This window comes from Stenotrophomonas sp. KH_036_B (genome assembly GCF_057839485.1).
The window spans coordinates 2,072,245-2,093,152 of sequence record NZ_CM174491.1 but is presented as its reverse complement, the minus strand read 5'-3'; the positions used below and the strand labels follow the sequence as shown (position 1 = coordinate 2,093,152).

The 20,908-nt window shown below is 67.9% G+C and carries 19 protein-coding genes; 12 read left to right on the top strand and 7 right to left on the bottom strand.

Translation table 11 applies throughout. The annotated features are described in order from the left end of the window. Positions 1-21: 21 nt before the first annotated feature. Together clpA and clpS are read right to left on the bottom strand one after the other, a co-directional pair. Positions 22-2,304 carry an ATP-dependent Clp protease ATP-binding subunit ClpA gene (gene clpA / locus AC3ITN_RS09555; RefSeq protein WP_313341808.1) on the bottom strand — a complete coding sequence of 761 codons (2,283 nt, stop codon included), beginning with the start codon at positions 2,302-2,304 and terminating at the stop codon, positions 22-24. Between the two features lie 338 nt (positions 2,305-2,642). Further along, positions 2,643-2,972 carry an ATP-dependent Clp protease adapter ClpS gene (clpS, locus tag AC3ITN_RS09550; RefSeq protein WP_313341811.1) on the bottom strand — a complete coding sequence of 110 codons (330 nt, stop codon included), beginning with the start codon at positions 2,970-2,972 and terminating at the stop codon, positions 2,643-2,645. A gap of 94 nt (positions 2,973-3,066) precedes the next feature. Here clpS and AC3ITN_RS09545 point away from each other — a divergent pair, with 94 nt between their 5' ends. The 6 genes from AC3ITN_RS09545 to AC3ITN_RS09520 all read left to right on the top strand — a co-directional run bounded on the left by AC3ITN_RS09545 (position 3,067) and on the right by AC3ITN_RS09520 (position 7,552). Beyond that, positions 3,067-3,531, top strand: a complete 465-nt coding sequence (locus tag AC3ITN_RS09545) for a hypothetical protein (protein ID WP_489392772.1) — start codon at positions 3,067-3,069, stop codon at positions 3,529-3,531. A gap of 1 nt (position 3,532) precedes the next feature. Then, positions 3,533-3,994 (top strand): NUDIX hydrolase, encoded by a 462-nt coding sequence (locus AC3ITN_RS09540; RefSeq protein WP_489392771.1) that lies wholly within the window; start codon positions 3,533-3,535, stop codon positions 3,992-3,994. Next, entirely contained in the window at positions 3,991-5,130 is a 1,140-nt protein-coding gene (gene mnmA, locus AC3ITN_RS09535; RefSeq protein ID WP_489392770.1) for a tRNA 2-thiouridine(34) synthase MnmA, read from the top strand. The genes AC3ITN_RS09540 and mnmA overlap by 4 nt, the downstream gene beginning before the upstream one ends. Beyond that, positions 5,127-5,741 carry a high frequency lysogenization protein HflD gene (gene hflD, locus AC3ITN_RS09530; protein ID WP_489392769.1) on the top strand — a complete coding sequence of 205 codons (615 nt, stop codon included), beginning with the start codon at positions 5,127-5,129 and terminating at the stop codon, positions 5,739-5,741. The genes mnmA and hflD overlap by 4 nt, the downstream gene beginning before the upstream one ends. 234 nt (positions 5,742-5,975) lie before the next feature. Next, positions 5,976-7,166 carry a methyl-accepting chemotaxis protein gene (locus AC3ITN_RS09525; protein WP_313341822.1) on the top strand — a complete coding sequence of 397 codons (1,191 nt, stop codon included), beginning with the start codon at positions 5,976-5,978 and terminating at the stop codon, positions 7,164-7,166. A gap of 98 nt (positions 7,167-7,264) precedes the next feature. Next, positions 7,265-7,552: a hypothetical protein gene (locus tag AC3ITN_RS09520; RefSeq protein ID WP_489392768.1), complete on the top strand. Its 288-nt coding sequence runs from the start codon at positions 7,265-7,267 to the stop codon at positions 7,550-7,552. Positions 7,553-7,915: 363 nt separating this feature from the next. Here AC3ITN_RS09520 and AC3ITN_RS09515 read toward each other — a convergent pair whose 3' ends face one another. Then, positions 7,916-10,720, bottom strand: coding sequence for a bifunctional diguanylate cyclase/phosphodiesterase (locus tag AC3ITN_RS09515; RefSeq protein WP_489392767.1), 2,805 nt, complete (start codon positions 10,718-10,720; stop codon positions 7,916-7,918). Between the two features lie 143 nt (positions 10,721-10,863). Between AC3ITN_RS09515 and AC3ITN_RS09510 the strand changes: the two genes are divergently transcribed. Together AC3ITN_RS09510 and AC3ITN_RS09505 are read left to right on the top strand one after the other, a co-directional pair. After that, on the top strand, positions 10,864-12,960 hold the full coding sequence (locus AC3ITN_RS09510; protein WP_313341831.1) for a sensor histidine kinase: 2,097 nt from the start codon (positions 10,864-10,866) through the stop codon (positions 12,958-12,960). Positions 12,961-12,963: 3 nt separating this feature from the next. Further along, positions 12,964-14,721 (top strand): EAL domain-containing protein, encoded by a 1,758-nt coding sequence (locus AC3ITN_RS09505; protein WP_489392766.1) that lies wholly within the window; start codon positions 12,964-12,966, stop codon positions 14,719-14,721. A gap of 444 nt (positions 14,722-15,165) precedes the next feature. Here AC3ITN_RS09505 and AC3ITN_RS09500 read toward each other — a convergent pair whose 3' ends face one another. From AC3ITN_RS09500 to flgA, 4 genes are all read right to left on the bottom strand, one after another. Continuing rightward, complete coding sequence (locus tag AC3ITN_RS09500; protein ID WP_489392765.1) at positions 15,166-16,395, bottom strand: ATP-binding protein; 1,230 nt, start codon at positions 16,393-16,395, stop codon at positions 15,166-15,168. 73 nt (positions 16,396-16,468) lie between these two features. Further along, on the bottom strand, positions 16,469-16,801 hold the full coding sequence (locus AC3ITN_RS09495; protein ID WP_489392899.1) for a flagellar protein FlgN: 333 nt from the start codon (positions 16,799-16,801) through the stop codon (positions 16,469-16,471). A gap of 2 nt (positions 16,802-16,803) precedes the next feature. Next, positions 16,804-17,106, bottom strand: a complete 303-nt coding sequence (gene flgM, locus AC3ITN_RS09490) for a flagellar biosynthesis anti-sigma factor FlgM (RefSeq protein WP_313341842.1) — start codon at positions 17,104-17,106, stop codon at positions 16,804-16,806. Positions 17,107-17,194: 88 nt separating this feature from the next. Further along, positions 17,195-17,860, bottom strand: coding sequence for a flagellar basal body P-ring formation chaperone FlgA (flgA, locus tag AC3ITN_RS09485; protein WP_489392764.1), 666 nt, complete (start codon positions 17,858-17,860; stop codon positions 17,195-17,197). 107 nt (positions 17,861-17,967) lie between these two features. Here flgA and AC3ITN_RS09480 point away from each other — a divergent pair, with 107 nt between their 5' ends. The 4 genes from AC3ITN_RS09480 (at position 17,968) to AC3ITN_RS09465 (ending at position 20,893) form a co-directional block, all read left to right on the top strand. Then, positions 17,968-18,918, top strand: a complete 951-nt coding sequence (locus AC3ITN_RS09480; protein ID WP_313341845.1) for a chemotaxis protein — start codon at positions 17,968-17,970, stop codon at positions 18,916-18,918. A 461-nt stretch (positions 18,919-19,379) separates the two neighbouring features. After that, entirely contained in the window at positions 19,380-19,775 is a 396-nt protein-coding gene (gene flgB / locus AC3ITN_RS09475) for a flagellar basal body rod protein FlgB (RefSeq protein ID WP_313341848.1), read from the top strand. 3 nt (positions 19,776-19,778) lie between these two features. Then, positions 19,779-20,186 (top strand): flagellar basal body rod protein FlgC, encoded by a 408-nt coding sequence (flgC, locus tag AC3ITN_RS09470; protein ID WP_214903342.1) that lies wholly within the window; start codon positions 19,779-19,781, stop codon positions 20,184-20,186. 26 nt (positions 20,187-20,212) lie between these two features. Continuing rightward, entirely contained in the window at positions 20,213-20,893 is a 681-nt protein-coding gene (locus AC3ITN_RS09465) for a flagellar hook assembly protein FlgD (RefSeq protein WP_313341854.1), read from the top strand. The last annotated feature ends 15 nt before the right edge of the window (positions 20,894-20,908 follow it).

Sequence of the window (20,908 nt, the reverse complement as noted above, 5' to 3'; positions counted from 1 at the left end):
TTCGTTCACATCAACCCGCGGTTACTCGACAGTCGCCGGCAGGCGGCGCTCCGGCTCGGCCTGCGCCTCGACGAACAGCTCGTCGTCGCGCACATCGATGCTCACACGGCCACCGTCGACCAGCTTGCCGAACAGCAGCTCGTCGGCCAGCGGGCGCTTGACCTTGTCCTGGATCACGCGCGCCATCGGACGAGCACCCATCAGCGGGTCGAAGCCGTGGCGGGCCAGCCAGTCGCGCGCTGTCGGAGTGGCCGACAGGCTGACGTGCTTTTCCTGCAGCAGCATCTCCAGCTCGATCAGGAACTTGTCCACCACGCGCAGGATGTGCTCGAAGCCGAGCGGCTGGAACTGCACCACCGCATCGAGGCGGTTGCGGAATTCCGGCGTGAAGCTCTTGCGGATGATCTCCATCGCGTCGGTGGCGTGGTCCTGGCGGGTGAAGCCGATCGAACGCCGCGACGCCTGTGCGGCACCCGCATTGGTAGTCATCACCAGTACCACGTTCTTGAAGTTGGCTTCGCGCCCGTTGGTGTCGGTGAGCACGCCACGGTCCATGACCTGCAGCAGGATGTTGAAGATGTCCGGGTGGGCCTTTTCCACCTCGTCCAGCAGCAGCACGCAGTGCGGAGTCTTGACGATCTTCTCGGTGAGCAGGCCGCCCTGGTCGAAGCCGACATAGCCCGGGGGCGCACCGATCAGGCGACTGATCGAATGCGGCTCCATGTACTCGCTCATGTCGAAGCGGACCAGCTCGATGCCCAGCTGCAGCGCCAGCTGCTTGGTCACCTCGGTCTTGCCCACGCCGGTGGGGCCGGCGAACAGGAAGTTACCGATCGGCTTCTCCGGATTGGCCAGGCCGGAACGGGCCAGCTTGATCGCCGACGACAGCGTCTCGATGGCCGGATCCTGGCCGAAGATCACCATCTTCAGGTTGCGCTCGAGGTGCTTGAGCACGTCCTTGTCGGTGGCGCTGACCTGCTTGGCGGGGATACGCGCCATCTTGGCCACGATGGTCTCGATCTCTTCGATGTCGATGAGTTCCTTGCGCTCGCCTTCCGGCAGCAGCCGCTGGCGTGCGCCGGCCTCGTCGATCACGTCAATGGCCTTGTCGGGCAGCAGGCGGTCGCCGATGTGCTTGACCGACAGATCCACCGCGGCCTGCAGCGCGTCATCGGCATAGGTCACGCCGTGGTGCTCTTCGTACTTCGGCTTGAGGCCCTGCAGGATCTCGTAGGTTTCGCCCACGGTGGGCTCGACGATGTCGATCTTCTGGAAGCGACGCGCCAGGGCACGATCCTTCTCGAAGATGCCGCGGTATTCCTGGAACGTGGTCGAGCCGATGCAGCGCAGCTCGCCCGATGCCAGGGCCGGCTTGATCAGGTTGGACGCGTCCATGGTGCCACCCGATGCCGAACCGGCGCCGATGATGGTGTGGATCTCGTCGATGAACAGCACCGCATTGGGCATCTTCTTCAGCGCGCTGAGCACGCCTTTGAGCCGCTTTTCGAAGTCGCCGCGGTACTTGGTGCCCGCCACCAGCGCGCCCAGGTCGAGCGAGTAGATGACCGCGTCGGCCAGCACGTCCGGCACCGAGCCTTCCACGATGCGCTTGGCCAGCCCTTCGGCGATGGCGGTTTTGCCTACGCCAGCCTCGCCCACGTAGAGCGGGTTGTTCTTGCGGCGGCGGCACAGCACCTGGATGGTGCGCTCGATTTCATCGCGGCGACCGACCAGCGGATCGATCCGGCCGTTGCGGGCGGCGTCGTTGAGGTTGCTGGCGAATTCGGCCAGGGCATCGCCCTTGCCCTCACCTTCGCCCCCTTCGGCACGCCCCTCGGCATCGGCCGACGGTGGCACCTCGCCGTCCTCGCCCAGCTTGGCAATGCCATGGGAGAGGTAGTTGACGATATCCAGCCGGGTCACATCCTGCTGGTTGAGGTAGTAGACCGCATGCGAGTCCTTCTCGCCGAAGATCGCCACCAGCACATTGGCGCCGGTGACCTCCTTCTTGCCCGAGGACTGGACGTGGTAGACAGCCCGCTGCAGCACGCGCTGGAAGCCCAGGGTGGGCTGGGTGTCGCGGCCGTCATCTTCGGCCAGGCGGGACACCGAGGCCTCGATGGCCTGCTCCAGTTCCTGGCGCAGGCGTTCGGCGTCCGCCCCACAGGCCTTGAGCACGGCCTGGGCGGACGGGTTGTCGAGCAGTGCCAGCAGCAGGTGTTCCACCGTCATGAACTCATGCCGGGCCTCACGGGCGCGCTTGTAGCACTGACCGATGGTGTGTTCGAGGTCTTTACTGAACATGTTCTACTCCGGCGGCAGTTGAGAACAATATGCGGCCTAGCTGCGCAATTTCCATCACCCTAGCGGATCGGTGCGTTCATATGGCGTTATGGCCGGATCCAACGGCCGGGGACGGCCACCCGGCGCCAACACGCGGGCCGGCCAACGGCCGGCGCTACCGGGGTGCGTCCGGCGCCATCCGTTGATTGATCCAGATCCCCATGGGCCCGTAAAACTCCGTCGGTCCGGCCGCTGGCCGGACACCGCGCGCAGCGCGGCTCAAGCACTCAACCACAGTGCACCTCGGATGGAACACTCCATCCGACGTTTGAACCCACCGACGCCGCCTCGAACCGGGACTACCCCGTCTTCTCCATCGTGCACAACAGCGGATGCTGGTTCATGCGCGAGAATTCGTTGACCTGGGCGACCTTGGATTCGGCCACTTCGCGGGTGAACACCCCGCAGACCCCGCGCCCGCGGGTATGGACGTGGAGCATCACCTGGGTGGCCTTGTCCAGGTCCATGGCGAAGAAGCTCTGCAGCACGGTCACCACGAAATCCATCGGGGTGTAGTCGTCGTTCAACAGCATCACCTGGTAGAACGGCGGCGGGGCGACCTCCGGGCGGGCTGGTTCCAGCGCTACGCCGTGGTCGTGATGGGGTTCTTGGGAGGGCTCGCGGGGCATCCAGACATTATAAACGCCGGATCCACCAGATTGGACGTTGCCCCCCTGCCCCCGTCACAATCCACTCATCCGAACACACTTTCACAGGGACTTCATGAAAAGGATCGCCACCGCGCTGCTGCTGACCGCCACCGTCTTCGGGGCCCACGCCGCAACGCCCGACAAGGCCGTCGGCCGCGTGCTGGACACGCTGAAGTACCCCTATGAGGTCGACGAGGACGGCGACTACAAGATGGTCTTCGACCTCGATGACGGCCGCACCCAGCTGGTCTTCGTGCGGTCCACGGTGGAAGAGTACGGCAAGCACAAGATCCGCGAGATCTGGTCGCCGGGCTACAACGCCCCGGGCAAGCAGTTCCCCGCCGCCGTGGCCAACCGCCTGCTGGAAGACTCCCAGGACGCCAAGCTTGGCGCGTGGGTCAAGCAGGACCAGCTGGCGATGTTCGTGGTCAAGGTCGACGCCACTGCGGGCGCCGATGCGCTCAGCGACGCGATCGACGCGGCCATGCGCACCGCCGACGCGATGGAAGCCGAGCTGACCGAGACGGACGAATACTGAGGTGAATGCCGTGCAGGACCAGCGCTGGGCACCGCACGTGACCGTGGCCACCGTCGTGGTGCGGGACGGCGAACTGCTGCTGGTGGAGGAGTCCATCGATGGCCACGCCGTGCTCAACCAGCCGGCCGGCCACCTCGAACCGGGCGAGAGCCTGGCCGCCGCGGCGATGCGTGAGACCCTGGAAGAGACCGGCTGGACCGTCGCACTGACGGCCTTCATCGGCACCTACCAGTGGACCGCCCCGGACGGCACGCCGTTCCTGCGCTTCGCCTACGCGGCCGAACCGCTCTCGCACGACCCCGCGCGCCCGCTGGACGCCGGGATCCTGCGCGCACTGTGGCTGGCCCCGGCAGCGCTGCAGGCCGAGGCGGCGCGCCTGCGCAGCCCGTTGGTGTGGGCGGTGGTGGCCGACTACCTGGCCGGCCAGCGCTACCCGCTGTCACTCGTGAAGGACACCGCATGAGCACGCCCCGGATCATGGTCGGCGTGTCCGGCGGCGTGGATTCGTCGGTGGCGGCGTGGCGGCTGGTGCAGCAGGGCGAGCCGGTGGCCGGGCTCTTCATGCAGAACTGGGCCGATGACGGCAGCGGCGACTGCCGCGCCGAGGACGACCGCCGCGACGCGGTGGCCGTCTGTGGCCTGCTCGGCATCCCGTTCCATTTCCGCGATTTCTCCGGCGAATACTGGAAGGGCGTGTTCGAGCACTTCCTGGCCGAATACGCCGCCGGCCGCACGCCCAACCCGGATGTGCTGTGCAACCGCGAAGTGAAGTTCAAGCACTTCCTGGACGCGGCCCGCGAGCTGGGCGCCGAGCGCATCGCCACCGGGCATTACGCGCGCGTGGCGCAGGTGGGTGGCCGCTGGGCGCTGCTGCGCGGTGCCGACCGCAGCAAGGACCAGAGCTACTTCCTGCATCAGCTGGGCCAGGCCCAGCTGGCCGCCACTCTGTTCCCGATCGGCGACCTGCAGAAGAACGACCTGCGCCGGATCGCCCGCGACGCCCGCCTGCCCACCCATGCCAAGAAGGATTCCACCGGCATCTGCTTCATCGGCGAGCGTGATTTCCGCGAATTCCTGGGCCGCTACCTGCCCGCCCGGGCCGGCGAGATCCAGGACCCGGACGGCAACCGGATCGCCGAGCATCCGGGCGTGTTCTATTTCACCCTGGGCCAGCGCGAGGGCCTGAACATCGGCGGCGTGCGCGGCCGTCCTGCGGCGCCGTGGTACGTGGTCGGCAAGGATGTGGCCAGCAACGTGCTGTACGTGGACCAGGACCGCGAGAGTCCGTGGCTGCAGTCCACCCGCCTGCATTCGGAGGTCGCACACTGGATTGCCGGCGCCCCGCCCGCGCGCCGGTTCGAGTGCACCGCACAGACCCGCTACCGCCAGCCCGACGAACCCTGCACGGTGCTCGTGCGCGACGACGGCACCCTCGAGGTGCGCTTCGCGCGCCCGCAGCGTGCCGTCACCCCGGGGCAATCCCTGGTGCTGTATGACGACGAGGTCTGCCTGGGTGGCGCCGTGATCGCCGCCACCGACGCGCCGCTGGAGCAGCGCCTGCGCACCACCCCTTCCCCCTTTGAGGTATCTGCTGCATGAGTTTTTCCGTCGACGACCGCGTTCTTGCCCTGGCCGGCATCGCCCAGGCGCTGCAGCAGGTGCGCCGCATCGCCGAAACCGGCCACTCCGAGGCCAGCGTGGTCCGGACCGCGGTCGACAGCGTGTTCAAGATCGATGCCGACAGCCCCCAGGCGGTGTTCGGCAGTGTTTCCAACGTCGCACCGGGCCTGCGCCTGCTGCACAACTACTTCCGCAACCAGGGCCAGGACGAGATGCTGCCGCGCCTGGCGCTGGCGGTGCTGCAGCTGGAGCGCCGCTTCGTGCGCGAGCATGCGGTGGTCGCGCAGGTCAGCCAGGGCATCGGCCGCGCCCAGCGCCAGTCGGTCGAACTGGGCGACAGCGCCCACCCGGACGTGCTGGCCACGCTCGGCGGCCTGTACGCCGACACCATCAGCCACCTCAAGCCGCGCGTGATGGTCCAGGGCAACCCGCACTACCTGGGCCAGGCCGGGGTGGTGGCCGAGATCCGCGCCCTGCTGCTGGCGGCCGTCCGCTCGGCGGTGCTGTGGCGCCAGACCGGCGGGCAGTACTGGGACTTCCTGATCTCGCGCAAGGCGATGATCGAGGCTGTGGACCGTCAGCTGCGCTGACGGTGCCGGTCTGCCACGCAGGGCGTGGCACTACTAGGACGGTGCCGGTTTGCCACGCAGGGCGTGGCACTACTAGGACGGTGCCGGTCTGCCACGCAGGGCGTGGCGCTACGAGGACGTAGAGCCACGCCCTGCGTGGCTGCGCACGGCGCGCGCACGAAAAAATGTGCGCCGTGCCTAAAGCAAACGGGGGTACGGCCGATACATCTTCCGTGCACCTCCCCGAGAACGTCCATGTACTCACGCATTTTCATTCGTCTGGCCGCCCCCCTGGTCCTGACCCTGCTGCTTCCCTTCGCCATCGGCTTCGAATGGCCTGTCGCCCTGCGCTGGGCGATCCTGACCACGATGACGCTCAGCTGGCTGGGCTTTGCCTGGTGGACTGCCCGCGCCCAGAGCCAGCGCTCGCCTGAGCATGCCCGCATGATGCGGGAACAGGACCAGCTGCTGACCGACCTGCGCTCGTTTGTCGGCAACGAAATCGACGGTTCGCGCGGCGAGATCGAACGTGCCCGCGACCTGATCCGCCAGGCCGTGGCCGGCCTGGGTGGCAGCTTCGACGCCATGAACCGCAAGTCACGCCAGCAGAGCCAGGCACTGGCCCGCATCGTCGACCGCGCCGGTGAAGACGGCGGCGCCGGCGTCGACGTGGCCCGCTTCGCCCAGCACGCCAGCCACCGCATGGAACAGTTGGTGGAAGCGCTGGAACAGGTCAGCGGCCAGAGCAGCACCACCGTGCAGCACATCGACCAGATGGCGCAGCACCTGGATGGCATCTTCGCCCTGCTGGAAGACGTCAAGTCGATCGCCGACCAGACCAACCTGCTGGCCCTGAACGCCGCCATCGAAGCGGCCCGCGCCGGCGAGGCAGGCCGGGGCTTTGCGGTGGTCGCCGACGAGGTCCGCAACCTCTCCGAGCGTTCGACCACCTTCAACGAGCAGATCCGCAAGCTGGCGCACAGCTCCAAGGATGCCATTGCCAAGGTCCGCGAGACCGTGTCCAACATGGCCTCGCGTGACATGGACCGCTCCCGCGAAGCGCGCCACGAAGCGGCGCAGATGCTGGACAACGTGGCCCAGATCAATGCATCGCTGGGCGATGGCATGCGCGAGATTTCCGAGTGCGGCCGTGCGATCGACAGCAGCGTTGCCGAGGCCGTCCGCGCCCTGCAGTTCGAAGACATCGCCACCCAGGCGCTGGGCGGCGTGCATACCCACCTGGACCGCCTGACCTCGATCAACCGCGAGGCCGTGGCCCTGCAGGAACTGCTGCACCGCAATGGCGGCGTGTTCGACGCCGAGGTCGCAACCGCCCTGCAGCGTACCGGCAGCCGCCTGCGTGAAATGCGCAGCGAATGGGAACGCCCGCCGCACAAGCCGGTGAGCCAGCAGAGCATGGCCGCTGGCGCGGTCGAGCTGTTCTGATCGATGGTGTTGTGTGCCGGCAACGGCACCCCACACGGCCCCGCTGATCCCGGGGCCGTTGTGCGTTCACCCCCGCCCCCGCTGCAGATGACCGCCCCATGCTGCTGAATGTTGCCCCCACCCCCTCCACGCATGCCGGCGCCGGGCCCGCGACCGACGGCGCCGCCGAGGTCGCCCGCGCCGCCGCCCCCACCGTCGCCCCGCCCACCGGGCGTGCGTTGCTGGCGGCGCTGGAGCATCAGGCGCAACGGGAGCTGGCCGAAATGGCGGCGACAACAGCCGCGGCCGACCCATGTCCAGACCCCGCGTTCGCGGCATTGGCATGGGACCTGGGATTGAGCGGAGACGAGGTCGAATCAACGCCACCGCCGCTGGGCACGAAATGAAACGAACCTCAATCCTGTTGGGCACGTAACGGTTCGTAGAGACACGCCGCGCGTGTCCGCCGCGCGCAGCGCGGAACAAGCGTCCGAAGCCGCTCGATGACGGCTCGCGACCCACCTGCCGAGGTTTAGACGCGCCGAAGCCAACGGTAGCGCCGGGCGCTGCCCGGCGGCTCTTCGTTCCGGCGTCATGAACACCTGACGCGCGTCTTCGGTTGGGTTTACACCCGGATGCATGATCGCGAGCCGGGTTTGACGGGCTTCGGATGCTTGTGCCGCGCTTCGCGCGGCGGACACGCATGGCGTGTCTCTACGAGTTGTTACGTGCCCATTGAAATCTAGAGCAGATGACCGCGCGCGGTTGGGTTACGGAGCCGCCAGAATCCGCGCAGCATCCAGCGTCCCCGCCAGCAACTGCTGTTGCCCCTGCACCCCGCTCTTCAACCATTGCGCCAGATCGCGCGGCGTCAGCGGCCTGGAATACAGGTAGCCCTGGATCTCGTCGCAGCCCTGCCGGCGAAGCATCGCTTCTTCCTGCTCGGTCTCCACGCCCTCGGCCACGACCTTCATGCCCAGCGCGTGGCCCAGGTGGACGATCGCCTGGGTGACCTCGGCGGTGCCGGCGTCGTGGAGCATGCCCTGCACGAAGCTGCGGTCGATCTTCAGGCGGCCTACCGGGAAGCGGTTGAGGTAATGCAGGTTGGAGAAGCCGGTGCCGAAGTCATCCACCGCCAGCGGCACCCCGTGCCGTTCCAGCACGTCGAAGCAATGCCGGAGCACGTCGGTGTCACGGATCAACGCCGACTCGGTGAGTTCCAGTTCCAGCCGCTGCGGTGACCAGCCATGGACATGGCAGGTGTCGATCACGCGTTCGGCGAAGCCGCGGTCGCGCAGCTGCACGGCCGAGACATTCACCGCCACGCGGTCGAACTGCAGCCCGGCCTTGTCCCACGCCGCCGCCTGGCGGCACGCCTCATTGAGCACCCAATCGCCAATACGGACGATTTCGCCGCATTTCTCGGCAATGGGGATGAACTCGGCCGGGCTGCAGTAGCCGATGCCGGGCCGATGCCAGCGCAGCAGGGCCTCGATGGCCGGTGGCTGGTCGTGGGTGGCGTGCAGCAGCGGCTGGTAGGCCAGGGTGAACTCCTCGCGCTCGATCGCGCCCAGCAGGGCGTGCTCGATTTCCAGCTTGCGCTGGATGCGCAGCAAGGCGTCCTGGCTGTAGTACTGGTAGGTGTTGCGCCCTGCTTCCTTGGCCGCGTACATCGCCGCATCGGCGGCGCGCAACAGGGAATCGAAATCGTTCCGGCCTTCATCCAGCATCGCGATACCGACACTGGCGCCCACCTTGAGCGTGGTGTCGCCACGCTGCAGCGGCTCGGCCAGCGACGCGATCAGCTTGCGCGCCACATGGCCCGCATCTTCCGGATCGGCCAGGTCGCGCAGCACCACGATGAACTCGTCGCCACTGAAGCGCCCGAACAGATCGGCGTTGCGCAGGTTCTGGTGGAGGCGCGAGGCCGCGGCCTTCAACAGCGCATCGCCGGTGGCGTGGCCGAAGGTGTCGTTGATGGTCTTGAAGCCGTCCAGGTCGATGAACAGCATCGCCAGCGGGGCGCCGCGGTCCCGCGCCACTTCGATGGCATCGGCGGTCTGCTCGCGCAGCAGCATGCGGTTGGGCAGCCCGGTTAGCAGGTCGTAGTGAGCCAGCAGCTCGATGCGCTCGTTGGCCTCGCGTTCGCGGGTGATGTCACGGAACAGCACCACGAAGCGCGTGGGCAGGCCATCGCGGTGGTCCAGCTCGATCAGCACCTGCACCCAGATGCGCAGCCCGGACTGGCGATAGAAACACAGGTCCAGCTGCTCGGGCAGGCCGCCATTGGCGATCCGTGCCAGCGCCGCTTCGAACGCGTTGCGCGAGTCCTGGGTGTACAGGGCCAGCGCCTGATCCAGGCTGATGGGCTCCTTGCGCAGCCCATGGATGCGGTAGCACTCCTCGGTCCACTGCATGTTGCGGGTGGCCACCTCGATCTCGCAGCCGCCGATGCGGCCCAGCGCGGAGACCCGGTTGAGCAGTTCGGTGCGCCAGCGGATCAGCGCATCGGTCTGGTGTTGTTCGGTGATGTTCTGCACCTGGCCAAGCAGGCGCTGGATGCGCCCGTCGGGGCCCAGCAGCGGCTGCATCCACAGGCGCATGTGCAGGGAGCCCTCGCCGTCCCGCGGCAGCTCCAGCTCCAGCGTGGCGGGGGTGCCGTCGCGCAGCATGCGCCGCCAGGCGTGCCGAAGCAGGCTGCGCGAGCGCGGCTCGAGCCGGCGCAACCAGCGCCGCCGCCCGGTCAGCGGGTCGTCACCGACCTCCAGCAGGCTGCGGAACTCCGGCGACCACCAGAACTGGCGGTTGTGCGGGTCCCATGACCAGCTGCCCATGCTGGCGATGCGCTGCGCTTCACGCAGGTGCACCTGCTGCTCCAGCAGCAGGGCTTCCATCTGTTTCTGTGCCTGGATGTCGGTATGCGTCCCGACCATGCGCAGCGGCTGGCCATCCACCGTCCGCGCCACCACCCGGCCGCGGTCCAGCACCCAGCGCCAGTCGCCGTCGGGGTGGCGGAGGCGGTACTGCGCCGTGTAGACCTCGCCTTCGCCGCGCAGGTGCGCGTCAAGCGCGGCACGCACGGCAGGCTGGTCATCCGGATGCACCGGGGCCAGCAGCGCCCCACCCGCATCGGCGGCGGCGTATTCGTCATGCGCCGCCGGCGCGTCATCCCAGCGCCGCGAGCGGGTCACCGCGTCGCTGGGCAGGTCCCAGTCCCACAGACCGTGCCCGGCGTGGTCCAGCGCCAGCTCCCAGCGACTGCCCGCGTAGGCGGCCACCGGTTCGGGAATGCTCAGGGTGAAGCCCAGCAGGTGGCCATCGGGGTCATGCACCGCGCGCATCCAGCCGTCGAAACGGCCGCGCGGGCCGCCCGGCAGCTGGCAGGGGACCAGCCCACCGTCGGCGGCCAGCAGGCGCAGGTCTTCCAGCACTTCACCGTAGGCGGCCACGGTGGCGGGCAGGCCATGCTCGCGCGCGGCGGGATTGGCGGCCAGCGGGCGTCCGTTTCGGTCCAGGATCACCAGGGCCGACGCCAGGGGGTGCTGCAGCAGACTCGCGATAATCCCTTGGTCCACGCGGTAAGACTCCGATAACGCACCCGACGCCCGGGAACGCAATCGTTAGCGGCGGCGGCGAGCGATAGTTGAGTCCCGCGTGCGCCAGGGGGGCGCACAGCCACTACTATGGACCGCCCAGCCGACCCGGATTCCGTCGCCCCATGCCTGTCGCCCCGCCTGGCCCGCCCACCGACGAACGCCCGCTCGCCAAGGCCCTGCGCCGCGACCGCTGGCGCGTGGTGGTCGGCTACCTGCTGCTGGCCCTGGTGTGGATCCTGTGCAGCGACGCGGCGGTGCAGATCATGGCCACGGACCTGTCCACGGCGGCACGCTGGCAGACCGCCAAGGGGGCGTTCTTCGTCATCACCAGCGGCGCGCTGATCTACCTGCTGCTGCGCCCGCTGGCCCATCACGTCCTGCACACCCATGCGCAGCTGGAGCAGTCCGAGCAGCGCCTCCGGCAATTGTTCGAAGGCAATCCCGGCCCGATCCTGGTCTACGACCTGGACAGCCTGGAGATCCTGGATGTGAACCCGGCCGCCTGCAGCCTGTTCGGCTGGACCCGCGAGGCGTTCACGGCGATGCAGATGACCGCGCTGTGGCCGCCCGGCGACGAGGCGGCGCTGGCCGCCAAGCTGGAACAGATCCGTGCCCAGCCCGATCAGCTGTGCGTGATCACCGCCGACCTGCTGCTCAAGGACGGCAGCCCGCGCCGCATCGAAATGCGCAGCAACTACCTCGACTACGACGGCCGCCCGGCACGGCTGTTGATCGCCATCGACCGCACCCGTGAGGACCAGGCCCTGCGCCGCCGCGACCAGGCCCTGACCCGGGTGGAGGAAGCCCACGAGATGGCCCGCATCGGCGCCTGGGAAGTGGACCCGGCCACCGGCCTGGGACGCTATTCCAACCAGGTCTACCACCTGCTGGGCCGACGCCCGCCGGAGGCGCGACGCTGGCATCGCTTCGAAGAGCTGCTGGTACCTGCCGACCCCGCCACGGCCGCACTGAGCGAGCAGCTGTTGCAGGACATGGGCGGCGAGCAGGTGCAGATCGATGTGCTGCTGCCACTGCTGGCGATGGACGGGCGCGCCCTGATGGTGCACCTGCGCGCGGAGAGCGGCACCGACGACGCCGGCCGCCCGCGGGTACTGGGCACGCTGCAGGACGTGACCGAACGCGAGCAGTCGCGGCGCCTGCTGCGCGAACGCGAGGAACAGTTCCGCGAACTGGTGCGGGTACTGCCCGACGGCGTGGTGATCCTGTCGGACGAACACGTGCTGTACGCCAACGCCTGCGCGGCCGCGCAGTTCGGCTACGGCCAGCACACCCTGCTGGGCGAGCCGCTGGCCGCGCTGGTGGTGGCGCAGGACCTGGCGCGGGTACGCGCGCAGCTGTTCGCGCCCATTCCGCTGCCCACCACCGGCGGCAGCGAGGTGATCGGCATGCGCCGGCTCGACGGCCAGTGCTTCCAGGCCGGCCTGGCGGTGGGCGACGTGCGCTACGGCGGGCGCAACTGCAAGCTGCTGATCGTGCGTGACCTGAGCGAGCCCGAACGCATCCGCGAAGCGCTGGAAACCAGCAACCGCGAGCTGCAGGCCATGGCCGGGCGGCTGTTCTCGCTGCAGGAGGACGAGCGCCGCGCCATCTCGCGCGACCTGCACGACGACATCGGGCAGGCCATCACCGCCATGAAGCTGTCCGCCTACGCCGCCCAGGACGAAGCCGACGAGCGTCGGCGTGGCGAGGACCTGGAGCAGATCATCCAGCTCGCTGACGCCACCGTCGGCAAGCTGCGCGACATCTCCACCCTGCTGCGCCCGCCGCAGCTGGACGCGCTGGGACTGGAAGCCGCGCTGCGCTGGCAGGCCGGCATGCTGTTCCGTTCGGCGTCGATCGAGCTGCTGGCCGACATCCAGCCGCTGCCGCGGCGCCCGCAGGGCGACATCGAGCAGGCCTGTTTCCGCATCGCGCAGGAAAGCCTGACCAATGTGCTGCGCCACGCGCGCTCCAGCCAGGTCAGCCTGAAGCTGCACGACGTGGACGACCACGGCCTGCACCTGCAGGTGCGCGATGACGGCGAAGGGTTCGACCCGGACGGCCCGCGCGGGCTGGGCCTGATCGTGATGCGCGAGCGCGCGCAGAGCGTGGGCGGCACCCTCAAGATTGAATCGGCGCATGGTGCAGGCACCCTGGTCGATCTGTACCTGCCGTACCGCATCGACGGTACGGCCACCTCCGACACCCTGGAACATTGAGTCATGTGGAACCCTTCCCTGCCCCTGGTCAGCATCGAGGACGCACCGCCCCGCCTGGGCGCGGGCAATCCGGAACTGCAGGCCATGGTCAACGAGGCCGCCTCGGGCGGCACCCCGCTGATGCTGATGCACGTGGACATCGACCACTTCGCGTCGGTGAACGAAAACATGAGCGCCGAAGTCGGCGACCAGGCGCTGGTGCTGGTGGCCCAGCGCCTGCAGCACCACCTGCGCGGGCGCGGCAAGCTGTGGCGGCATGGCAGCGACGAATTCCTGCTGGCGGTGCCGCGCACGCCGGACCTGCCGCTGCCCGATGACCTGGCCGAAGAGATCCGCCAGCAGCTGGAGCTGCCGCTGTCGGTGCTGCCGTACACCTTGTTCATGACCGGCAAGCTGGGCGTGAGCCTGTGCCCGGAACACGCCACGGAGACCTCGCGGCTGCTCGACCACGCGGAGGACGCGCTGTACCAGGCGGCGCGCGAAGGCGGCAATGCGGTGCGCATCCACGCGGTGAACACCCCGTCGAGCGCGCACAGCGAGAGCATCATCGCGCGGCAGATCGTCGACGCCATTCCCAATGGCGAACTGAAGCTGCGCTACCAGCCGCTGGTGAGCGCCCGCGATGGCCACGTGGTGGGCATGGAGGCGCTGCTGCGCTGGCAGTCGCCCACGCTGGGCATGCTGGTGCCGGAGCGCTTCATGCGCACGGCCGAGCGGCTGGGCATCATCGTGCAGATCGGCACGTGGGTGCTGGAGGGTGCGCTGAAGCAGGCACGGCTGTGGCGCGACCAGGGTTTCGACGACTTCACGATCGCGGTGAACGTCTCCACCCTGCAGTTGCTGCGCCCGAATTTCTTCGCCGAGGTGATGGCGTTGATGCAGACGGCGGGCGTGCCGGCGCAGATGCTGACGCTGGAAATCAACGAGAGCGCGCTGACCAACAACGTCAACTTCGTCCATGAAACGCTGGTGAACCTGCGCAACGAAGGCATCAGCCTGAGCCTGGACAACTTCGGCACGGGCGATTCCAGTCTGAGCGCGCTGGTCCGCTACCCGGTGGACAAGCTGAAGATCGACCGCAGTTTCATCAAGAGCGCCCCGGCGGGCAACCGCGAGGCCGCGATCGCGCGCGCGATCATCGCGATGGGCCACCAGCTGGGCATGACGGTGATCGCCAACGGGGTGGAGTCGCAGGCGCAGCTGGGCTTCCTGCGCCGCAACGACTGCGATGTGTTCCAGGGCTACCTGTTCGGCGAGCCGATGTCGGCCGATGCGGCGGGGATGACGCTGCGTCGGCGCTACCTGCGCCCGGAGGCGTTCGCGGAGACACGCCCGGACCGCACGCTGCTGCTGCTGGACGATGAGGAGAACGTGCTGCGCTCGCTGGTCCGCCTGTTCCGTCGCGACGGCTACCGTATCCTGGCGGCAGGCAACGTGCGCGATGCCTTCGACCTGCTGGCGATCAACGATGTGCAGGTGATCCTGTCCGACCAGCGCATGAGCGACATGAGCGGCACGGAATTCCTGGGCCGGGTGAAGATGCTCTACCCGGACACGATCCGCCTGGTGCTGTCGGGCTACACCGACCTCAACACGGTCACCGACGCCATCAACCGCGGTGCGATCTACCGCTTCCTGACCAAGCCGTGGAACGACGACGAGCTGCGCAAGCACATCCACCAGGCTTTCCGCACGCACGAAGAGCAGCGCAGGGCCAATACCGCGCAGCCGGTGACGGTCCCGGCGCCTGAGAGCGAATGAGACCGGGTTGATCGATCCCGATCTCAATGGGATCGTAATGAAACGAACCTCAAACCCATTGCGCACGTAACAATTCGTAGCGACACGCCGCGCGTGTCCACCGCGCGCAGCGCGGCACAAGGATCCGGAGACGGTCGGTCATCGCGTACGATCAACCTTCCGACGTTTACACCCACCGGAGCCGCCGTAGCGCCGGGCCCTGCCCGGCGGCTCCCCGTTCAGCGATCACGGCGCGTGACGGGCGGCTTCGGTTGGGTTTACACCCGGATAGATGGCCGCGAACCGCAGGTAACGAGCTCCGGACGGTTGTGCCGCGCTGCGCGCGGTGGACACGCATGGCGTGTCGCTACGAATTGTTACGTGCCGAATGGGACCGAGGTTCGTTTCATTTCGGCCCCATTGGGACCGAGGTTCGTTTCATTACGCCTCCCCCTGGCGAACCCATTACCGCGGCTGCTTGATCGGCAGCACCAGGCGGAATTTCGAGCCTACGCCCGGCGTGCTGTCCAGGTCGATGCGGCCGTGGTGCTTGTTGATGATGCTGTAGGAGATCGACAGGCCCAGGCCGGTGCCGCTGCCGACCGGCTTGGTGGTGAAGAACGGATCGAAGATGCGCTGGCGCAGCTCCGGCGAAATGCCGCCGCCGGTGTCTTCGAATTCCACCCAGACGTAGTCGCCATCCACGCCGGTGCTCACCGTGATGGTGCCGCGTTCGGCAATGGCGTGCCCCGCGTTGAGCAGCAGGTTCATGTAGACCTGGTTGAGCTCGGACGGCAGGCACTCCACCAGCGGCAGCTGGCCGAACTCGCGGTGCAGGGTCACCTTGTACTTGAGCTCGTTCCAGATGATGTTGATCGTGGATTCCAGGCCCGAATGCAGGTCCACCAGCTTCCACGATTCGTCGCGACCGGAGTACGAGAAGTCCTTCAGGTCCCGCACGATGCGGGTCACCCGCTCGATGCCCTCGCGCGACTCCGCCATCAGCTGCGGCAGGTCGCGGCTGATGAAGTCGATGTCGAAACGGTTGCGGATGTCGTCGATCTCGGGGATCAGCGCCTTCGGATCCGGTGCGCGCAGCGCCCGCTCGTAGGCCTCGATCACGGTGAACAGGCTGCGCAGGTACTCCTGCAGGCTGCCCAGGTTGGAGTGCACGTAGCCGATCGGGTTGTTGATCTCGTGCGCCACGCCGGCGGCCAGCTGGCCGATGGAGGCCATCTTCTCCGACTGCAGCAGCTTTTCCTGCGTGCCGTTGAGGCGCAGGTAGGCCTGGCGCAGCTCGGCATGGCGCTGCTGCAGCTCACGCTCATAGTCTTCCTGGCCTTCGATGCGGCGGAACAGGGCCAGGTAATGGCGCTGGCCGGCATCGTCGTGCTGATAGATATGGGCGATGACCATGCGCTCGCCGACCGGCAGGCTGCCGTTCCAGTGGCCGTGCTGGCGCGCGTGTTCAAGCGCGTCGGGCGGCAGCATCTGGCGCAGCCATTGCGCCGCATCCACCTGGGCATCGCGCTCGGCCTGGCCGAGCATCTCGCGCACGGCGGCATTGGCCACGGCCACGCTGCCGTCTTCGCGGAACAGGAGCACGCCTTCGTTGATCCGCTCGAACAGGGCGAGCAGGACGGGCTGCGGCGGCAGCGGTGCGGTGACAAGGGTGGTGGACACGGTCACGGTCACATCGGGCAGTCAAACAGGACGCCCACTATATCCGTGTTGGAAAGAGACGGGCGCCGCAGGCGCCCTGCCCGGCTCAGGCAACGGCCAGCGGACGCCGCGTGTGCAGGGTGTTGGACTGGCCCTTGGCGTCGTACGCCGAGGCCTCTTCGCTGCGACCCAGCTGGCGCAATGCCCAGTTGACCTCGCGGCGGCGGCGCGCCAGCAGCACGCCGTTGGCGCGGTTGCGCTCGGCCAGCTCCTGCAGGCGCTCGTTCTGCCCCACCGGCAGCGTGGCTTCCAGCGCACGCAGCGCGTCGAGCTTGGCACCGGTGGCGCGGATCAGGGCCTGCACGTCGTGCTCGACCAAGGCCTGCCGTTCCACGTCCAAGGCCTCGCTGAGGCGCTGCAATGGCTCGCTCATCGCCAGTTTCATCCCTGCAGCTGCTGGTCCAGCTCAAGCATGCGCGAGGCGATCGCGTCCGGGTTGATCTTGTAGGTGCCGTTCTGCAACGACTCGCGCACGGCCTGCACGCGGCCGGCGTCGATCGCCGGGGCCGTGCTCAGTTCGCGCTGCAGGGCCTGCAGGCTGGTGGCTTCGCCGGTCAGCCGGAGGCTGTCGGCAGCTTCCACGGGGCGCGCCGGGGCATCGGTGCCGACGCTGGGCTTGGTCCCCGGCGCAATGCTGCGCAGATGGGCGGTAGCCTGCAGGTTGCCGTCGATTTTCTGGCTCATGGGTCTGTCCTGGAGTTGCGGTTCACAAGGGATAACGGCACGGGGACCGCCATCTTTAGGGTCTTTTGGGCGGTTTGGGTGATTTTGGTCAGCGCGTCACAAAAACGTCGCCACTGGCCGCCACCGTACCCTGCACTATCTTGCGTGACGACAGATTCTCTACCGAAACGCGTTCATTTTCACCGGCGTCAGCCAGGGCCTTGCCCGCCACCCGGACCTCCACCCCGCCGAAACGGGAGACCAGCGCCACACTGTCGCCCCGCCGGACCAGCCGCTGGGCGACCAGGTCGTTGGCCGACAGCAGGCTGCCGGCGCTCAGGGTACGGCGGGCGACCCGGCCGACCGCCGCCGCCGGATCGGCCAGGGCGGCACCGGCGATCCGGGCCACGTCGCGCTGTGCGGTGGTGATATCGGCCACCCCCAGCGTTTCTCCAGCGGCAACGCCGCGGTTGAGGATGAGCACGGTCTGGTTGCGGCGCACCTTGACCGGCACGAACAGGCGCCAGCCGCCGGCATCGGGGCAGCTCACCTCGACGGTGCTGGTACCGGTGGGCTGCGCGCGCAGCGCCTGGCCACACGCAGGCAGGCGCAGGGCCGAATCCAGGGTGGTGTCGCCTTCGCTGCCAGCCGGCAGGGTCGACAGCGCCGCCGCGCGGATGCTGTCCACGGGCTGCCAGCTGCCGGCCGCCTGGGCAGGCGCCGACGCAAGCGCGACCGCGGCGATGAGGGCGGTGGCAATAAACAGGATACGCATGGCGGCTCCGGGGGCATGGCACATGCGCAGCGTCATGCAAGCGGTGTGCCGAAGCCGGCGGGCAGCGCGGCCCTCAAGTGATCGCCGACGGCGCCGATACCACCCCCATGTCACATGACCTGCTAAACCGCATCGACCAGCGCACGCGCCTGGCTGGCCACAACCGCCTCGCCCTGCTGTTGTTCCGCCTCGGCGGACGTCAGCTTTTTGGCGTCAATGTGTTCAAGGTGCAGGAAGTCCTGCGCCGACCAGACCTGTTCCAGGTGCCGGGCCTGCCCAGCCAGTTCGCCGGCGTGGCCGACGTACGGGGCCGCTCGGTCCCGGTACTGGACCTGGGCCTGGCCATTGGACACCCCGAACGTGAGCCCGACGCCGACAAGGCCCCGGGCTATCTGGTGGTGACCGAGTTCAACCGGTCGATCCAGGGCTTCCTGGTGAGCGGTGTCGAACGCATCGTCAACATCGCGGTGGAAGACATCCACCCGCCGCCGGAACTGGGTGCCGAGTCGAGCTACCTGACCGCGGTGACCCGCTTCCAGGGCGAGCTGATCCAGGTGATCGACGTGGAAAGCGTGCTGGCCGACATCGCCCAGGTCCGTGGCGAAGCGGTGCTGGACCCGTCGATGGCGCTGTCGCTGGTCAGCGATGCCCCGCAGCTGCAGGTGCTGGTGGTGGACGACTCGCGGGTCGCCCGCCAGCAGATCCGCAGCGTGCTGGACCAGCTGGGGGTGGGCGCGACCCTGCTCTCGGACGGCAAGCAGGCGCTGGACCACCTGCTGCAGATCCACGCCGCCGGCGAAAACCCGGCCGAGCGTTACGCCATGGTCATCTCGGACATCGAGATGCCGGCCATGGACGGCTACACCCTGACGACGGAAATCCGCCGCCACCCGGGCCTGGCCGGCCTGTACGTGCTGCTGCACACCTCCCTCTCGGGCGTCTTCAACAACGCCATGGTCGAGCGGGTGGGTGCGAATGCCTTCGTGGCCAAGTATTCGCCCCACGAACTGGCCGATTTCGTGCTGGAGCGGCTGCGGAAGGTCGCGCAGGCGGCGTGAGGGCCTTGGGGCGTGATGGACCTGCGCCGAGAGCAGCCACGCAGGGCGTGGCTCTACGCCCCAACGCCCCACGCCCCATGCCCACCGGGCTGGGGGCCGCTTTTGATTACGTGATCGTCCTGCGCACGTAACAATTCGTAGGTCCACGCCGCGCCGCATGACCGGCGGGCGCCAGTTCCATGAGCGCGTCGCCACGCGCCCGGGACAAATCGCGTCTGCGGGGCATGATTCTGTTGCGTGGACACCGCGCGAAGCGCGGCACACGCGTCCGAAGCCGACGCGGCAACGGCTGCCCGCCGTCGGTCCGGCGTTTAGAGACGGCCGAACTCGCCCATCAGGCGTTCATGACCCCGGAACGAAGAGCATCCACGCAGGGCGTGGATCTACGCCCTCAGGGCGCACGCGCTCGCTTCTGGCACAGCCCTTGCACCACTCCCCACATCGTCCCGTGGGAGTGCGCCATGCCCAACCTGATTTCCGACTATCTGGGTGTCCATGCCCAGGCCATGCCGTTGCGCGAGCAGCGGATGAAGCTGATTGCCAGCAACCTGAGCAATGCCGACACCCCCGGGTACAAGGCCCAGGACCTGGACTTCGATGCCGCCCTGCGCAATGCCCAGGGGGCCGACAGCAATGGCCTGATGAAGACCACCAGTGAGCAGCACTACGCCATTGGCGGCGGGCTCAACCCGTTCCAGATCACCAAGGAAGGCGTGCAGCCGAGCATCGACGGCAATACCGTCGATCCCGATGCCGAGCGTGCCGCCTATGGCCGCGCCGCGCTGGAATACCGCGCCTCGCTGAGCTTCGTCGAATCCAAGGTGCGCTCCATGCTCACCGCGATCACGGGGCAATAAGCCATGAGCAACCTGCCCATTTTCGATATTGCCGGCTCCGCGCTGCAGGCCCAGTCCGTGCGCATGAGCACCCTGGCCTCCAACCTGTCCAACGCCGACACCATCGCCGGCTCCGCCGACGCCGTGTACAAGCCGCTGGAGCCCATTTTCCAGTCGGTCACCAGCCGCACCGACCCGAACATCACCACCGTCCAGGTCAAGGAAATCAGCCAGAGCAACGCCGCGCCGATCAAACGCTACGAGCCCGGCCATCCGCTGGCCGACGGCGACGGCTACATCTACCAGCCCGACGTGGACCCGGTCGCGCAGATGGTCAACCTCATTTCGACCTCGCGCAATTACCAGGCCGGCGTGGAGATGCTCACCACCGCCAAGGAACTGGCGCTGGCCACCCTGACCATGGGTCGCTGACCCCTCATTCCCCAGGACATACCGTCATGAGCACCACCAGCGGCGTCGGCAGCACCGACATCTACAGCGCCTTGGGCCTGAACGCGCCCAACAGCGATACCACCAAGAAGAAGGACACCCTGGACCAGGCCGATTTCCTGCGCCTGATGACCGAGCAGCTGCAGCACCAGGATCCGCTCAAGCCGATGGACAACACCCAGATGGTCGCGCAGATGGCGCAGCTGTCCCAGGTGCAGGGCATCAACGACCTCAACACCACGGTCAAGGGCTTCCAGGAATCCATGTCCAGCGACCAGGTCCTGCGCGGTGCCGCGCTGGTCGGTCACGACGTGCTGGTGCCCTCGACCAAGTGGCAGCTGGAGGCCGAGGGCGATACCACCGGCATGGTCGCCGCGCCCGGCGCCGGCTACGTCACCGTCGACATCACCGATGCCAACGGGGTCAAGGTCACCCAGCTCAACGTCGAGGCCAAGGAAGCCGGCGAAGTCACCTTCAACTGGGACGGCAAGGATGCCAGCGGCAACCGCATGGCCGCCGGCAGCTACACCATCGCCGCCACCCACACCGACAGCGCCGGTGCCCAGACCAAGATCAACACCTACGTCGAAGCCCCGGTGGAAAGCGTCACCGTCGGTTCCGATGGCCTGTACCTCAACCTCAAGGGCCTGGGCACGGCCCCGATCGACTACGTGCTGCGCGTCAGCTGAGTCACTTCGTCACGC

Bases quoted from the DNA above. Each gene is read 5' to 3' on its own strand.
- AC3ITN_RS09525 (WP_313341822.1), top strand. From the start codon at position 5,976: ATGTACTCACGCATTTTCATTCGTCTGGCCGCCCCCCTGGTCCTGACC.
- clpS (WP_313341811.1), bottom strand. From the start codon at position 2,972: ATGCCCCGCGAGCCCTCCCAAGAACCCCATCACGACCACGGCGTAGCG.
- AC3ITN_RS09465 (WP_313341854.1), top strand. From the start codon at position 20,213: ATGAGCACCACCAGCGGCGTCGGCAGCACCGACATCTACAGCGCCTTG.
- AC3ITN_RS09505 (WP_489392766.1), top strand. From the start codon at position 12,964: ATGTGGAACCCTTCCCTGCCCCTGGTCAGCATCGAGGACGCACCGCCC.
- AC3ITN_RS09520 (WP_489392768.1), top strand. From the start codon at position 7,265: ATGCTGCTGAATGTTGCCCCCACCCCCTCCACGCATGCCGGCGCCGGG.
- AC3ITN_RS09510 (WP_313341831.1), top strand. From the start codon at position 10,864: ATGCCTGTCGCCCCGCCTGGCCCGCCCACCGACGAACGCCCGCTCGCC.
- mnmA (WP_489392770.1), top strand. From the start codon at position 3,991: ATGAGCACGCCCCGGATCATGGTCGGCGTGTCCGGCGGCGTGGATTCG.
- flgM (WP_313341842.1), bottom strand. From the start codon at position 17,106: ATGAGCCAGAAAATCGACGGCAACCTGCAGGCTACCGCCCATCTGCGC.
- flgB (WP_313341848.1), top strand. From the start codon at position 19,380: ATGCCCAACCTGATTTCCGACTATCTGGGTGTCCATGCCCAGGCCATG.
- flgA (WP_489392764.1), bottom strand. From the start codon at position 17,860: ATGCGTATCCTGTTTATTGCCACCGCCCTCATCGCCGCGGTCGCGCTT.
- AC3ITN_RS09480 (WP_313341845.1), top strand. From the start codon at position 17,968: ATGTCACATGACCTGCTAAACCGCATCGACCAGCGCACGCGCCTGGCT.
- flgC (WP_214903342.1), top strand. From the start codon at position 19,779: ATGAGCAACCTGCCCATTTTCGATATTGCCGGCTCCGCGCTGCAGGCC.
- hflD (WP_489392769.1), top strand. From the start codon at position 5,127: ATGAGTTTTTCCGTCGACGACCGCGTTCTTGCCCTGGCCGGCATCGCC.
- AC3ITN_RS09545 (WP_489392772.1), top strand. From the start codon at position 3,067: ATGAAAAGGATCGCCACCGCGCTGCTGCTGACCGCCACCGTCTTCGGG.
- clpA (WP_313341808.1), bottom strand. From the start codon at position 2,304: ATGTTCAGTAAAGACCTCGAACACACCATCGGTCAGTGCTACAAGCGC.